Source organism: Olleya sp. KKT75 (genome assembly GCF_055635485.1).
This window is the reverse complement of sequence record NZ_CM145759.1, coordinates 3,206,282-3,221,955: the sequence shown is the minus strand read 5'-3', so window position 1 is coordinate 3,221,955 and position 15,674 is coordinate 3,206,282. Positions and strand designations below refer to the sequence as shown.

At 32.5% G+C, this 15,674-nt stretch carries 12 protein-coding genes; all 12 read left to right on the top strand.

The features are described 5' to 3' along the window. The first annotated feature begins 25 nt into the window (after positions 1-25). Positions 26-2,995, top strand: a complete 2,970-nt coding sequence (locus tag ACZ2G2_RS14425; RefSeq protein ID WP_470392937.1) for a M16 family metallopeptidase — start codon at positions 26-28, stop codon at positions 2,993-2,995. A 165-nt stretch (positions 2,996-3,160) separates the two neighbouring features. Next, a complete protein-coding gene (gene fabG, locus ACZ2G2_RS14420) occupies positions 3,161-3,907 on the top strand; it encodes a 3-oxoacyl-[acyl-carrier-protein] reductase (RefSeq protein ID WP_470392935.1) in 747 nt (248 codons plus the stop codon). An 8-nt stretch (positions 3,908-3,915) separates the two neighbouring features. Then, a complete protein-coding gene (locus ACZ2G2_RS14415) occupies positions 3,916-5,949 on the top strand; it encodes a VWA domain-containing protein (RefSeq protein WP_470392933.1) in 2,034 nt (677 codons plus the stop codon). A 17-nt stretch (positions 5,950-5,966) separates the two neighbouring features. Next, positions 5,967-6,782, top strand: a complete 816-nt coding sequence (locus tag ACZ2G2_RS14410) for a prohibitin family protein (protein ID WP_101203477.1) — start codon at positions 5,967-5,969, stop codon at positions 6,780-6,782. Positions 6,783-7,077: 295 nt separating this feature from the next. After that, positions 7,078-7,935, top strand: coding sequence for an ATP phosphoribosyltransferase (hisG, locus tag ACZ2G2_RS14405; protein WP_470392932.1), 858 nt, complete (start codon positions 7,078-7,080; stop codon positions 7,933-7,935). Beyond that, complete coding sequence (hisD, locus tag ACZ2G2_RS14400; protein WP_470392930.1) at positions 7,935-9,218, top strand: histidinol dehydrogenase; 1,284 nt, start codon at positions 7,935-7,937, stop codon at positions 9,216-9,218. The genes hisG and hisD overlap by 1 nt, the downstream gene beginning before the upstream one ends. Positions 9,219-9,800: 582 nt before the next feature. Further along, positions 9,801-10,835, top strand: coding sequence for a histidinol-phosphate transaminase (hisC, locus tag ACZ2G2_RS14395; protein WP_470392928.1), 1,035 nt, complete (start codon positions 9,801-9,803; stop codon positions 10,833-10,835). 47 nt (positions 10,836-10,882) lie between these two features. Beyond that, positions 10,883-12,022 carry a bifunctional histidinol-phosphatase/imidazoleglycerol-phosphate dehydratase HisB gene (gene hisB / locus ACZ2G2_RS14390; RefSeq protein WP_470392926.1) on the top strand — a complete coding sequence of 380 codons (1,140 nt, stop codon included), beginning with the start codon at positions 10,883-10,885 and terminating at the stop codon, positions 12,020-12,022. A gap of 54 nt (positions 12,023-12,076) precedes the next feature. After that, positions 12,077-12,658 (top strand): imidazole glycerol phosphate synthase subunit HisH, encoded by a 582-nt coding sequence (hisH, locus tag ACZ2G2_RS14385; RefSeq protein WP_470392924.1) that lies wholly within the window; start codon positions 12,077-12,079, stop codon positions 12,656-12,658. Between the two features lie 92 nt (positions 12,659-12,750). After that, entirely contained in the window at positions 12,751-13,485 is a 735-nt protein-coding gene (gene hisA / locus ACZ2G2_RS14380; protein ID WP_090841043.1) for a 1-(5-phosphoribosyl)-5-[(5-phosphoribosylamino)methylideneamino]imidazole-4-carboxamide isomerase, read from the top strand. A 132-nt stretch (positions 13,486-13,617) separates the two neighbouring features. Then, positions 13,618-14,373 (top strand): imidazole glycerol phosphate synthase subunit HisF, encoded by a 756-nt coding sequence (gene hisF / locus ACZ2G2_RS14375; protein WP_470392922.1) that lies wholly within the window; start codon positions 13,618-13,620, stop codon positions 14,371-14,373. Between the two features lie 607 nt (positions 14,374-14,980). After that, a complete protein-coding gene (gene hisIE, locus ACZ2G2_RS14370) occupies positions 14,981-15,583 on the top strand; it encodes a bifunctional phosphoribosyl-AMP cyclohydrolase/phosphoribosyl-ATP diphosphatase HisIE (RefSeq protein ID WP_090841039.1) in 603 nt (200 codons plus the stop codon). Positions 15,584-15,674 lie beyond the last annotated feature (91 nt).

The window sequence follows — 15,674 nt, the reverse complement described above, 5'->3', positions numbered from 1 at the left end:
TTATTAATATAACCAACCAAAAAACATGAAACATTTAAAATTAGTCTTGGCTTTAGCTATGATTACTTTTGTTGCCAGTTGCAAAAAAGGTAATTCGGATCAATTAGCTGTTAAGACAGAAACACAAAAAGATGCCAATGGTTTTAGTTACGAGAGTGTAACTAACGATCCAACGGGTCTACGCTTATATACTTTAGACAATGGTCTACAAGTGTATTTAAGTAAAAACACAGAAGAGCCTAAAATCCAAACTTATATTGCTGTAAGAGCTGGGTCAAACTATGATCCTAAAGAGTCTACGGGATTAGCGCACTACTTAGAGCACATGGTTTTTAAAGGAACTGATAAAGTAGGTACTGTAGATTGGGAAACTGAAAAAAAGTACTTAGATACTATTTCTAATTTGTACGAAAAGCATAGAGCTACTAGAGATGGTGGAGAGAAATTAGAAATTTATAAAGAAATTGATAGAGTATCTTTAGAGGCTTCAAACTATTCAGTAGCTAATGAGTATGATAAAATGTCAAGTTCTTTAGGAGCTACTGGTACAAATGCTTATACGTGGTTTGAGCAAACAGTATATACAAATAAGATTCCTGCTAATGAGTTGGATAAGTTTTTAGCTTTAGAAAGTGAGCGTTTTAGCCAAGTAGTTTTGCGTTTATTTCATACAGAATTAGAAGCAGTTTTTGAAGAATTTAATAGAGGTCAGGATAGTGATGGACGTAAGCGTTATGCTGCAATGTTAGAAGGTTTATTCCCAAAGCATCCTTATGGGCAACAGACTACTATTGGTACTGCAGAGCATTTAAAAAATCCATCAATGGTGGATATTCACAATTATTTTGATAAATATTATGTACCAAACAATATGGCTGTAGTATTAGTTGGAGATTTTGATTTTGAAGCAACTATTAAAAAGGTAAATACAACGTTCGGGAAATTTGAAAGAAAAGAAGTAGCTCATCCAGTATTACCTACAGAAGCACCATTAACTACAATTGTAGAAAATGAAGTCTTTGGACCAACAGCAGAAAGTCTTTCTATTGCATTTAGAACAAGTGGCGTAAATACAGAACAAGAAAAATTTGTAACATTAGCAGATATGATTTTGGCTAATGGTAGTGCTGGTTTATTAGATTTAAACTTAAATCAAAAACAATTAGTGCAATACGCAGGATGTTCGACTACATTTTTAAATGACTATGGTTATCATTCTTTTAGTGGTTCGCCAAAAGAAGGTCAGTCTTTAGAATCCTTAAAAGGTTTAATCTTAGAGCAAATTGAAAAGCTTAAAAAAGGTGAGTTTGAAGACTGGATGATTGATGCAGTGGTTAACGACTTAAAAAAATCTCAATTAAGTCAATACGAAAACAGTACAGCTGTTGCTGATGCATATGTGAATGCTTTTATTCATGACGAAAAATGGGAAGATAAAGTTAAGTTTATAGATGACTTAAAGAAAATTACAAAACAAGAATTAGTAGATTTTGCCAATTCATTTTATAAGGACAATTACGTTGTTACGTATAAACGTAAAGGTGCAGACGATAAAATTGTTAAAGTATCAAATCCAGGAATAACGCCAGTTAACTTAAATAGAGGTGCTAATTCTAAGTATATCGAGGACTTTAATAAAATGAAATCTGAAGATTTAAAACCTGTATATGTAGATTATGCATCAGCTATAAAAGAAACTAAAACAGATAGCGGTATTAAAGTATCATATATTGAAAATGAAACAAATGACTTGTTTGACATGAACATCATTTTTGACATGGGAAGCGATAATGATAAAAAATTGGATTTAGCTGTTGGTTACTTAGAGTATTTAGGGACTGAAAAATATTCAAACGAAGATTTGAAAAAAGAGTTTTATAAGTTAGGTGTAGATTATTATGTAAACACTGGTAACGAGAAAACATACATTGGTTTAAGTGGTTTAAAAGAAAACTTACCTAAAGGACTAGAATTATTAGAAGAGTTACTTGATAATGCAGTGCCTAATCAAGAAGCGTATAATAAATATGTGCAATCTATTGCTAAAGGAAGACAAAATAACAAAACTAATAAAGGAAGTATCTTAAGAGGTGGGTTATTAAATTATGCTAAATACGGTGAAAACTCTAGTTTACGTAATATCATCTCTGTTAGTGATTTAGAAAAAGTTAATCCTCAAGAATTAGTGGATTTAACTAAGGATTTAAAAAACTACAAACAACGTATGTTTTATTATGGTAAGGATGTGGACAATGCAGTTTCTGCTTTAAATACATCTCATAAAGTAAGTGCTGATTTAAAAGACTACCCAGAAGCAATGACTTTTGAAGAAAAAGAAACAGGTGGAAACGTGTTTTTCGTAGATTTTGATATGGTACAATCAGAAATGATGTTTTTAGCTAAAGGAGAGCCTTTTAAGGCAGAAAACATGGCTGCATCAACATTGTTTAATACATATTTTGGTGGAGGATTGTCTTCTATCGTTTTTCAAGAGATTAGAGAGTCTAAGTCCTTAGCATATTCAGCTTGGTCTAATTACAGCACAGCTAGAGAAAAAGGGGATGCAAATTACGTTATGGCTTACATTGGTACACAAGCAAATAAGATGCCTCAGGCGGTTGATGCTATGATGGAACTTATGAATGATATGCCAGAATCTGAAGCGCAATTTAACGCAGCTAAAGAGTCTACATTAAAAAAGATAGCAGCGCAACGTATTAATAAGTCTAGTATTTTCTGGAGTTATGAAAGACTTCAAAAATTAGGAATGTCTGAAGATAACAGAGAAGCAATGTATAATGCTATTAAAGATATGACTTTAGCAGATTTACGCGAGTTTTTTAATGCAAATATCAAAGGAGAAGATTACAATGTTATGGTAATCGGAAACAAGAAAGATGTAGATTTAACAGCATTAAATAAATTAGGTAAAGTTCAAGAAATGGACATTGACCATATATTTAATTACGAAAAATCTGAAGATGTTAAAATGTAGTATGACATAAGTAGTGTAACTGCATCTTATAGACCTATTAAAACCTCATAATTAGTATAAATTATGAGGTTTTTTTATACATAACAATTTGTAATTACTATATTTGAAATAGAAAACTAACAACTGGTTTTCGGTTAAACCGAAAACAAATTAAATATAATTTTAATGAAACTTTTAGAAGGAAAAACAGCAATTATTACAGGTGCTTCAAGAGGTATTGGTAAAGGTATTGCTCAAGTATTTGCTCAGCAAGGTGCAAATGTTGCATTCACATACAGCTCATCTGTAGAAGCTGCTAACGAGTTAGAAAAAGAATTAATAGCTTTAGGTGTTAAAGCAAAAGGATATAAAAGTAACGCAGCTAGTTTTGAGGAAGCTCAACAATTAGGTGAAGACGTACTTGCAGAGTTTGGAAGTATTGACGTATTAATTAATAATGCAGGAATTACTAAAGATAATTTATTAATGAGAATGGGTGAGGACGATTTTGATAAAGTTATCGAAGTTAACCTTAAGTCTGTTTTTAACATGACTAAAGCGGTACAACGTACAATGCTTAAGCAACGTAAAGGGTCTATTATTAACATGAGTAGTGTAGTAGGAGTTAAAGGTAATGCTGGACAAACTAACTATGCGGCTTCTAAAGCTGGTATTATTGGTTTTTCTAAATCTGTAGCTTTAGAGTTAGGATCAAGAAACATTAGAAGTAACGTGATTGCTCCTGGTTTTATTGAAACAGAAATGACAGCAAAACTAGACGAAGAGACAGTAAAAGGATGGCGTAATGCAATTCCATTAAAACGTGGTGGTACTCCAGAAGATATCGCAAATGTTTGTGTGTTTTTAGCATCAGACATGTCTGCTTATGTAACAGGTCAGACGTTAAATGTTGATGGAGGAATGTTAACATAATCTAATTAATGTCAACAGAAACACTATTATATATCATATTAGCAGGAGTAGTCGCACTATTATTAGCGTTATTCCAGTATAATTATAAAGCAAAAGGCGCAGCTAAATCTAATGCGCTTTTTGCTTTTTTGCGTTTTATTACCTTGTTTTCAGTATTGTTATTGCTAATCAATCCAAAATTTGATCAAGTAAAGTATTATACGGAAAAACCCAACTTAGTTGTTGCAGTTGATAATTCTTCATCTTTAAAGCATTTAAAACAAGATGATAATGCAAAAATAGCTTTAAATACAATTACTAATAATTCAGCATTAAAAGACAAATTTAATATTGAAGTGCTTTCTTTCGGAAATACATTAAATAGTAGTGATAGCTTATCCTTTTCAGAAAGTCAAACAAATTTAGATAAGGTTTTTAGACAACTAACTCAAGTTTATAAAAACACAATTTCGCCTACCATACTAGTCACTGATGGTAATCAAACCATTGGTAGTGATTATCAGTTTTCTGCTAAAAAATATAACCAACCCATCTATCCAATTATATTGGGAGATACAATAGTATATTCAGATTTACAGATAAGTAAGCTAAATGTCAACAAGTATGCTTATTTAAAAAATAAGTTTCCATTAGAAGCTATAGTTGTGTACAGCGGTAAGCAAGCTATTACTAGTAAGTTTATAGTAACAAAAGGTAATACTACTGTGTTTTCTAAAGTTGTACGATTAGATCAGACTAATAATAGTCAAATTTTAAACGTTACGTTGCCAGCAAATAGTGTTGGTGTACAGAGTTATAAAGCGCAAATAATTCCGTTAGAAACAGAGAAAAATAAGGTTAATAATTACAAGAATTTTGCAGTAGAAGTTATTGATCAAAAATCGAAAATTGCTATTGTTAGTAGTGTTTTGCATCCTGATTTAGGGGCTTTAAAAAAGAGTATTGAAAGTAACGAACAACGTGTCGTTGAATTTGTTTCTCCAAAAGAGATAGTAAAACAATTAAATGATTTTCAATTAGTTATATTGTATCAGCCAAACAATCTATTTAAGGAATTAATTACGGCATTAGAAAAACAGAATAAAAACAAATGGATTATTTCAGGTCCTAAAACGGATTGGTTGTTTTTAAATAATGCTATATCAGATTATAGTTTTGAGGTCACGTCTCAGACCGAAGATTATCAACCAAATTTAAATACTAATTACACACCTTTTATTGTTGATGATTTAAACTTTGAAAGCTTTCCGCCTTTAAACGCTACGTTTGGAGATGCAGAATTTAATCAGCCTTTTGAGACCATTTTATTTAAAACAGTATCTGGTATAAAAACCGAACAACCATTATTAGCAACTTTAGAGATTAGCGGAAGAAGGGAAGCTGTTTTATTTGGAGAGGATTTATGGAAATGGCGTGCACAGAGTTATTTAAATGCTTCTAGTTTTATAGAATTTGACAATTTTATTGGCAAATTAGTGCAATACTTAGCCTCTAATAAACGTAAAAACCGATTAGAAGTCGATTATAATTCGTTTTATAACGGAAGTGATGATATGATTATTAGCGCTCAGTTTTTTAATAAAAATTACGAGTTTGAAGCTAATGCCTCATTAGTCATCACATTAAAAAATAAAAAAACAGGTGAGACTATAACAAGACCTTTAGTTTTAAAAGGGAATAATTATCAAGTCAATTTAAATGGATTAGCTTCTGAGGACTATGACTTTACGGTTAAAGCGTCACCTGATAATATTTCGGTTGGTGGTAGATTTAAAATAATAGAATACAACGTCGAGCAACAATTTTTAAATGCAGATGTAACAAAACTACAGCAACTAGCTACTAATAGTCATGGAGAAGCTTATTTTGTTAATAGTTACACGGCATTAGCAGATAATTTATTAAACGATAAACGTTATCAAGCCATTCAAAAAAGTAATAAAAGTGTCGTACCTTTGATAGATTGGTATTATTTGCTATTTATTATAGCCTTAAGTTTAGCTATAGAGTGGTTTTTAAGAAAATATAAAGGATTAATTTAAAAATATAAAAAGAAGTTATGGAAAAATTACCAAAAATTGCATTTCCGTTTTTAATTGCGGCTGTGATAGTAATAGTTTTAATTGCTAAATCTGCGGTTACAATAGATTCAGGAGAGGCAGGTGTCCTTTTTGAGACTTTTGGTGAAGGGGTTGTTATTGATGAGCCACCAATGGGAGAGGGGTTTCATATTGTAGCACCTTGGAATAAAGTATATGTTTACGAAGTACGTCAGCAAGAACTTTTTGAAAAAATGAAGGTGTTATCTTCAAACGGTTTAGAAATTCAAATTGATGCTTCAGCTTGGTATGAGCCAGTGTATGATCAATTAGGAAATCTTCACCAATCTTTAGGTCAAGATTATTTACAACGTGTAATACAACCTGCTATTCGTAGTGCTGCAAGAAGTGTTATTGGTCGTTATACACCAGACGATTTGTATTCTACTAAACGTGATGCTATTCAAGTTGAAATTTTTCAAGAAACTAAGAAAATACTTGATAAACAATATGTTCAATTAAATGAGGTGTTGGTTAGAGATGTAACGTTGCCTCCAACAATTAAAGAGGCTATTGAACGTAAATTAAAGCAAGAGCAAGCATCATTAGAATATGAGTTTAGACTTGAAAGTGCAAGAAAGGAAGCTGAGAAAGTTATTATTGATGCAAAAGGTAAAGCAGAATCTAACCGTATTTTAAGTGCATCATTAACAGATAAAATTTTACAAGATAAAGGTATTGAGGCTACAGTAAAGTTGTCTGAATCACCTAATAGTAAAATTATTGTTATTGGATCTGGAGATAGTGGTATGCCAATTATCTTAGGAAATCAATAATTTATTGTACAAATATTAATATTTTCATAAAAATTAAAACTAATTACATTTTGGTTTGGTTTTTAAAATAAAATTTAACAATATTTGTAAAGAAGAAAAAGAAGACATGAACTTTATTCAATTACATCATCATCATTTCCATACTAGCACTCAAGCCAGTTAGAAATGTATTGAATAAAATCAAAATATATTTTAAAACCGTTTGAGTAAATCAAGCGGTTTTTTGTATTTATATACTTTCCGAAAGATTTACTCAAATTTTCAAAAGAATCTAAAAAATTAAAAAGAAAAGAAAATGAGTAAATTAAAAATTGCAGTTCAAAAATCAGGAAGATTAAACGAGGATTCTATGCGAATTCTAAAAGAGGTTGGTATTTCCATAGATAATGGTAAAGACCAATTAAAAGCGTCTGCAAAAAACTTTCCACTAGAAATTTTTTATCTACGTAATGGGGATATTCCACAATACCTTAAAGACGGTGTGGTAGATGTTGCTATTATTGGAGAAAACGTATTAATAGAAAAAGGGAATGGGATTACAATTTCTGAAAAACTTGGATTTTCTACTTGTAAAGTTTCTGTGGCAGTACCAAAAGGAGTAAAGTACAATTCAGTAAAAGATTTAGAAGGAAAACGCATCGCAACGTCTTACCCAAATACTGTTAATCAGTTTTTAGAGAAAAACGGAGTAACAGCCAACTTACACATTATTAATGGTTCTGTAGAAATTGCTCCAAATATTGGATTAGCAGACGCTATTGTAGATATTGTCTCTAGCGGAAGTACTTTATTCAAAAACGGATTAAAAGAAGCAGAGGTTATTTTAAAGTCAGAAGCTGTACTAGCGGTTTCTCCTCAGATTTCTGATGACAATCAGGCTATTCTTGATAAATTACAATTCAGATTACAATCTGTTTTAAAAGCTAGACAATCACGTTATGTATTATTAAATGCACCAAATAACAAGGTGGAGGATATTATAAATATTTTACCAGGAATGAAAAGTCCAACGGTCTTACCATTGGCGCAAGAGGGTTGGAGCTCAATCCACTCTGTAATTAATAAAAACGATTTTTGGGAAATTATTGACGAACTAAAACTAAATGGAGCAGAAGGTATCCTAGTTTGTCCAATCGATAACATGGTATTATAATGAAAACTATAAACAACCCAGAAAAAGCAACGTGGTCAGACATTTTGCAACGTCCAACACAAACTGTTAATGATATAGAAGCTACGGTAACTCAAATTTTTGAAGACGTACAACGTAACGGTGATCAAGCAGTTGCTAAGTACACGCAATTATTTGATGGTGCAGAATTAAAAACAAATATCGTTACAGTTGAAGAAATTGAAACAGCAAGTGCCAAAGTTTCAAAGCCATTAAAAGAAGCCATTCAGCAAGCAAAAAGCAATATTGAAGCGTTTCATACCGCGCAAAAAACCGAAAAAGTTAGCGTACAAACAACAGAAGGTGTTAACTGTTGGCAAGAAAAAAGAGCGATTCAGAAAGTCGGGATTTACATACCTGCAGGTACAGCGCCTTTATTTTCGACGGTTTTAATGCTAGCAGTGCCTGCGCAAATTGCAGGCTGTAAAGAGATTGTATTATGTTCGCCACCAAATAAAGAAGGTAAAATTGCTAACGAAATTTTATATGCAGCACAACTTTGCGGAGTGACTAAAATTATAAAAGTTGGAGGAATCCAAGCTATTGCTGGTTTAACGTTTGGTACAGCAAGTATTCCTCAGGTTTATAAAATATTTGGACCAGGAAATCAATTTGTAACTGTTGCTAAGCAATTATCAACTAAATATGGTGTTGCTATTGACATGCCTGCAGGTCCAAGTGAGTTATTAGTTGTGGCAGATGATACTGCAAATGCTAGTTATGTGGCTTCGGATTTATTAAGTCAAGCAGAACATGGTGCAGATAGCCAAGTCATTTTGGTGTCTACCTCTCAAAAGTTAATTGACGCTGTCGCGGAACAGATTCAGCTTCAGCTAAAAGCGCTTCCAAGACAAGACATTGCACAACAAGCTATAGATAATTCTAAATCTATTTTAGTTGAAACTGATGCCATAGCACTAGATTTAATTAATCAATACGGACCAGAACACTTTATTGTTTGTACAGATAATAACGATTTTTATGTGGACGGTATCGAGAATGCAGGATCGGTATTTTTAGGTAATTACACACCAGAAAGTGCTGGAGATTATGCGTCTGGAACTAATCACACCTTACCAACTAATGGATTTAGTAAAGCCTATTCTGGCGTGAATTTAGATAGTTTTACAAAAGCGATTACCTTTCAGAATATTACAAAACAAGGGTTGCTAAATATTGGAAACACTATTGAGTTAATGGCTGAAGCCGAAGGATTACAAGCACACAAAAACGCTGTAACAATTCGTTTAAAGGATTTAAAATAATGCAACGTCATACTGAACTGGTTTCAGTATCACACAAGTTTAAATAATGAGACACTGAAATAAATTCAGTGTGACGCGATGTTTGAAAGAAGAGTTAAGAAACGAGAAACGAGAAACAGGAAACAAGAATCATGGATTATGAATCGTGAATCATGAATTAAAGTTCGAAACACCATCGCAACGTCATACTGAACTCGTTTCAGTATCACACAAGTAAAATAATGGGACACTGAAATAAATTCAGTGTGACGTGATGTTTGAAAAAAGAGTTAAGAAACGGGAATCATGAATCGTGAATTGTAAATTATTAATCATTATTTAAAGTTAGAAACACCATTGCAACGTCATACTGAACTCGTTTCAGTATCACACAAGTATAAATAATGAGACACTAAAATAAATTCAGTGTGACGCGAGATTTGGAACGATAGTTAAGAAACTAGAGTTATGAAACAAGAATTATGAATCGTGAATCATGAATTAAAGTTCGAAACACCATCGCAACGTCATGCTGAACTGGTTTCAGTATCACACAAGAATAATACAACAGAATACTGCCAATACATTTAGTAATAAGAGAAAATGAACCAAAAAATAAACATAAACAATCTGGTTAGAGCTAACATAAAAGCGTTAAAACCGTATTCTTCTGCAAGAGATGAGTTTAAAGGGACTGCAGATGTTTTTCTAGATGCAAACGAGAATCCATTTGGAGATTTAAACAGATATCCTGATCCGCAGCAAAAAGAGATTAAGGATAAATTATCTGCTATCAAAAAGGTCGCAACAGACCAAATTTTTATTGGAAATGGTAGTGACGAAGTTATTGATTTAGCGTTTCGTATTTTTTGCGAGCCAGGAAAAGACAAGGTTTTAACCTTTACGCCAACGTACGGGATGTATAATGTGTCTGCCAACATCAATAATATTGAAGTTATAGAACAACCGTTAATTAATGATTTTCAGATTAATTTAAATCAATTACAACCGTATTTAGATTTTGAAGATGTTAAAATCATATTTATATGTTCGCCTAATAATCCAACAGGAAACAGTTTAAATCCAGATGATATTGAATATATTTTGGAGAATTTTAATGGTATCGTGATTGTGGACGAAGCTTATATTGATTTTAGCGCACAAGCGTCATTTATTAAAAATATTGATAAATATGATAATTTAATTGTTAGTCAAACTTTTAGTAAAGCGTGGGGATTGGCAGGTGTTAGAGTAGGTGTTGCTTATGCTAGTCAGGCTATAATTACACTTTATAACCGTGTTAAACCGCCTTATAATGTTAGTACTTTAAACCAAGAAGCTGTTTTAAAAAGTTTGAATAATTTGGAAGAAGTGACTCAAAACATAGAGACTATTCTTGAGGAAAGAACGAAGTTAAAAGAGGCTTTAAGCAAATTAGCGATAGTAAAAAAAATATATCCTACAGACTCTAATTTTTTGTTAGTAGAAGTGGAAGATGCTAATAAAACGTATCAATATTTAATTGAGCAGAAGGTCATTATTAGAAATAGAAATACACAAGTTAAAAATTGCATTCGAATAACTGTTGGGACACCGGAAGAAAACAATACATTAATCGAAACATTAAAATTAGTATAACGTGTCATTCTGAACTGGTTTCAGAATCTCACTACAAAAAATAGCACATGAAAAAAGTATTATTCATAGACAGAGACGGAACATTGGTATTAGAGCCACCTGTAGATTATCAATTGGATAGTTTAGAGAAGTTAGAGTATTACCCAAAAGTGTTCCAATATATGGCTAAAATAGCTTCAGAATTGGATTACGAACTGGTAATGGTTACTAATCAGGATGGTTTAGGAACAGATTCATTTCCTGAAGATACCTTTTGGCCTGCACAAAATAAAGTGATGACTGCTTTTGAAAAGGAAGGCGTTGTTTTTAGTGCTGTTTTTATTGATAAAACATTTCCGCATGAAAATGCAGAAACACGTAAACCTAGAACTGGTTTATTAACGCAGTATTTTGATAAAGAAAAGTATGATTTAGCAAATAGTTTTGTTTTAGGAGATCGAATTACGGACATGGAATTGGCTAAGAATTTAGGCGCTAAAGGTATCTTTTTGTCTGAAGATCCAGAATTGGGAGTTGATGAAATTGAAACATCAAAACAAGCTATTTTAGATTGTATAGCATTGACTAGTACAGATTGGGAAGCAATCTATGAGTTTTTGAAATTAGAAGATCGTGTTCAAGAAATTACTAGAAACACTAACGAGACTAAGATTTATATCAAATTAAATTTAGATGGTTCTGGAAAAAATGATATTAATACTGGTTTATCCTTTTTTGACCACATGTTAGACCAAATTGGTCGTCATGGCGCAATGGATTTAACTATTAAAGTAGAAGGCGATTTAGAAGTAGACGAGCACCACACGATAGAAGATACGATGATTGCTTTAGGGGAGCTGTTTAATAAAGCTTTAGGTAATAAATTAGGTATCGAGCGTTATGGTTTTTGTTTACCAATGGATGACTGTTTAGCGCAAGTTGCAGTTGATTTTGGTGGTAGAAACTGGTTAGAATGGGAAGCTGATTTTAAACGTGAAAAAATTGGTGATATGCCAACTGAAATGTTTTTTCATTTATTTAAATCGTTTACAGATGGTGCAAAATGTAACTTAAATATAAAAGCAGAAGGTACTAATGAGCATCATAAAATAGAAGGGATCTTTAAAGCATTTGCTAAAGCTATGAAAATGGCAGTAAAACGTGATTCCAACAAAATGTTTTTACCATCAACAAAAGGGATGTTGTAAATCAGCTATTAGCTGTTAGCCATTTGCTGATAGCGAAAAACGAAAAGCCAAAATATGAAACTAGTAATTATAGACTACGGAGCAGGTAATATAAAAAGTATACAATTTGCGTTTAAACGCTTAGGGTATGATGCTATATTATCTAATAATCCAGAAGAAATCAAAGCAGCAGATAAAGTGATTTTTCCTGGTGTTGGAGAGGCAAGTTCTGCAATGAAAATGCTTAAAGCAAGTGGTTTAGACACTTTAATTCCAACATTAAAACAACCTGTTTTAGGAATTTGCTTAGGTATGCAATTAATGTGTAAATCTTCTGAAGAAGGAAATACAGAAGGTTTAGGTATTTTTGATGTGTCTGTTAAGCGTTTTGACAACTCAGTTAAAGTACCGCAAATGGGATGGAATACTATTGCAAATCTAAAGTCTGATTTATTTAAGGATGTCAAAAATGAAGCGTTTATGTATTCTGTACATAGTTTTTATGCCGAAAACTGTAAAGAAAGTATCGCAACTACTACTTATAGTATAGACTTTGCTTCAGCTTTGCAACACAATAATTTTTATGGCGTGCAATTTCACCCTGAAAAGAGTAGTACGGCAGGAGAGCAAATATTAAAGAATTTTATTGAATTGTAAACCACAATGGTTTCACCTTGAACGCAGTAACAAGGATTCAATTTAAACTAATAGTAATCAAAAAATAAATTCCCACTTTGTGGGCTAGAGATATGAGAATAATACCAGCAATAGACATTATAGAAGGGAAGTGTGTACGTTTGACAAAAGGAGATTATAGTACAACAAAAATCTATAGTGAAAACCCATTAGAAATCGCTAAGCAATTTGAAGATGCAGGAATTGAGTACTTGCACATGGTTGACTTAGAAGGTGCAAAAGCTGCACACGTAGTTAATTATAAAGTCTTAGAGCAAGTCGCATCTAAAACCAATCTTAAAATTGATTTCGGGGGTGGTTTAAAGTCTGATAACGATATTATAACAGCTTTTAACTCTGGAGCAAAACAAATTACAGGAGGAAGTATAGCTGTTAAAAACAGAGATGCATTTGAAGGTTGGATACGTAAGTATGGTTCTCAAAAAATAATTCTTGGTGCAGATTGCAATAATGAGAAAATAGCAATTAGTGGTTGGCTAGAGGAGAGTAGCTTGGAAGTTATTCCGTTTATAAAAGATTACCAAAAACAAGGCATACAATATGTGGTTTGTACGGATATTTCTAAAGATGGCATGTTGGAAGGACCTTCTATAGAATTGTATAAAAATATTATTGAACAATGCAGTAATGACAGTTCTGGTCAGTCGGTTAAATTAATTGCTTCAGGAGGAGTAACAACTATAGCAGACTTAGAAAAGCTTGCAGAGATTGGATGTGAAGGTGTAATTATAGGAAAAGCATTGTATGAAAACAGAATTACTTTAAAAGAATTAGAACGCTTTTTATAATAGTGATTAGAATGCTATTGTGGCATTGAAAATTACAATTTTGACGTCACACTGAGCGCAGTCGAAGTGTCTCTAAAATAAAATATAGTAGTATAATAATTAATAATAATCCTTGATTTCGAGGACCTAAATATGCTTACAAAACGAATCATACCATGCTTAGACATCAAAGACGGAAGAACCGTTAAAGGTGTCAATTTTGTAAACCTACGTGATGCAGGAGATCCTGTGGAATTAGCGAAGCAATACGCCTTAAAAGGTGCAGACGAATTAGTGTTTTTGGATATTTCAGCGACACTAGAAGGCCGAAAAACCATGATTGATATGGTTTTAAAAGTGGCTGAGCATGTAAATATTCCGTTTACGGTTGGAGGTGGTATTTCTTCAATCGCAGATGTTGATGTGTTATTAAAATCTGGTGCTGATAAAGTATCTATCAATTCTTCAGCAGTAAAAAGACCAGAATTAGTTAACGAATTGGCTAATAAGTTTGGTAGTCAATGTGTTGTGGTTGCTATTGATGCTAAACAAATTGATGGCGAATGGATTGTACATTTGGCTGGCGGAAGTATTCCAACAGATTTAAATTTATTTGATTGGGCAAAAGAAGTTGAGAGTAGAGGGGCAGGAGAGATTTTGTTTACATCTATGAATAACGATGGAACAAAAGCTGGTTTTGCAAATGAAGCATTAGCAAAGTTATCAGAAACATTAAATATTCCGATAATAGCTTCAGGAGGTGCTGGAACAGTGCAACATTTTGTAGACACTTTTAAAGATGGTAAGTCTGACGCAGCTTTGGCTGCAAGTGTTTTTCATTTTGGAGAAATAGCAATACAAGATTTAAAAGAAGCGTTAAGAGAAAATAATATAGAAGTACGATTATAATAGATGTGTCTCCTCGAGCGCAGTCGAGAGGTTATTAGAAGACAATAATAGAAAAAGACGAATGTAAGACGGCAGACAAAGTAATAATCGTAACGTCATACTGAACTTATTTCAGTATCGCATAAAGTAAAGCATAAAAGTGTAGTTTACGCTAAATTAAACAGAGCAAAGAAAACATAACGTCACTTCAAGTGATTTGTGAAGCATGAGCAAATTGGATCGAGAAGCACAACAAAATAAGTTCTCGATACAAAATTGCAGAAAAAGCAATTTCACTCGAACTGACGGAACGATAATAAACATAATGTCACACTGAACTTGTTTCAGTATCACATAAAGTAAAGCATAAAAGAGTAGTTTGCGCTAAATTAAACAGAGCAAACAAAACATAACGTCACTTCGAGTGATTTGTAAAGCATGAGCAAATTGTATCGAGAAGCACAACAAAATAAGTTCTCGATACAAAATTGCAGAACAAGCAATTTCACTCGAACTGACGACGCAGAAATAATCGCAACGTCATACTGAACTTGTTTCAGTATCGCATAATTAAGAAAATATTGCTAAAAAAAATACAATGTATTTAGCAATGCCAATATATAACAAGATGACTATAGATTTCAACAAAAACAATGACGGTTTAGTACCAGCAGTAATTCAAGATGCCACAACAAAAAACGTATTGATGCTGGGTTACATGAATGAAGAAGCTTTCAATAAAACTAAAGAGACTAAATTAGTTACTTTTTTTAGTCGCACAAAAAACCGTTTATGGACTAAAGGAGAAGAAAGTGGTAACGTATTAAACTTAGTTGATGTAAAGCTAGATTGTGACAACGACACCTTATTAATACAAGTCAATCCCAAAGGACCAACGTGTCACAAAGGATCTGATACGTGTTGGAACGACACTAATTCTGAAAATTTCGGTTTTATTTCAAAATTAGAAAACACTATTGAAAGTAGAGTAGCAGCGGGCAATACAGAGAAATCTTATGTGGCGTCGTTATTTGCTTCAGGAATTAATAAAGTAGCACAAAAAGTTGGTGAAGAAGCTGTAGAAGTTGTTATTGAAGCAATGGATAACAAAGACGATTTATTTTTAAGTGAAAGTGCAGATTTACTGTTTCATTATTTAATGTTATTGCAAGCAAAAGGGTTTAAGCTTAATGATGTTGTGGATGTTTTAAAAGGAAGAGAGAAGAAATAAATATATAAAACTGTCGCTAATTTTTTAGCGACAGTTTATCTAATGATAAAATAGAAAGTTTAATCGTGCATTAGAACCACGTAAAACCTTT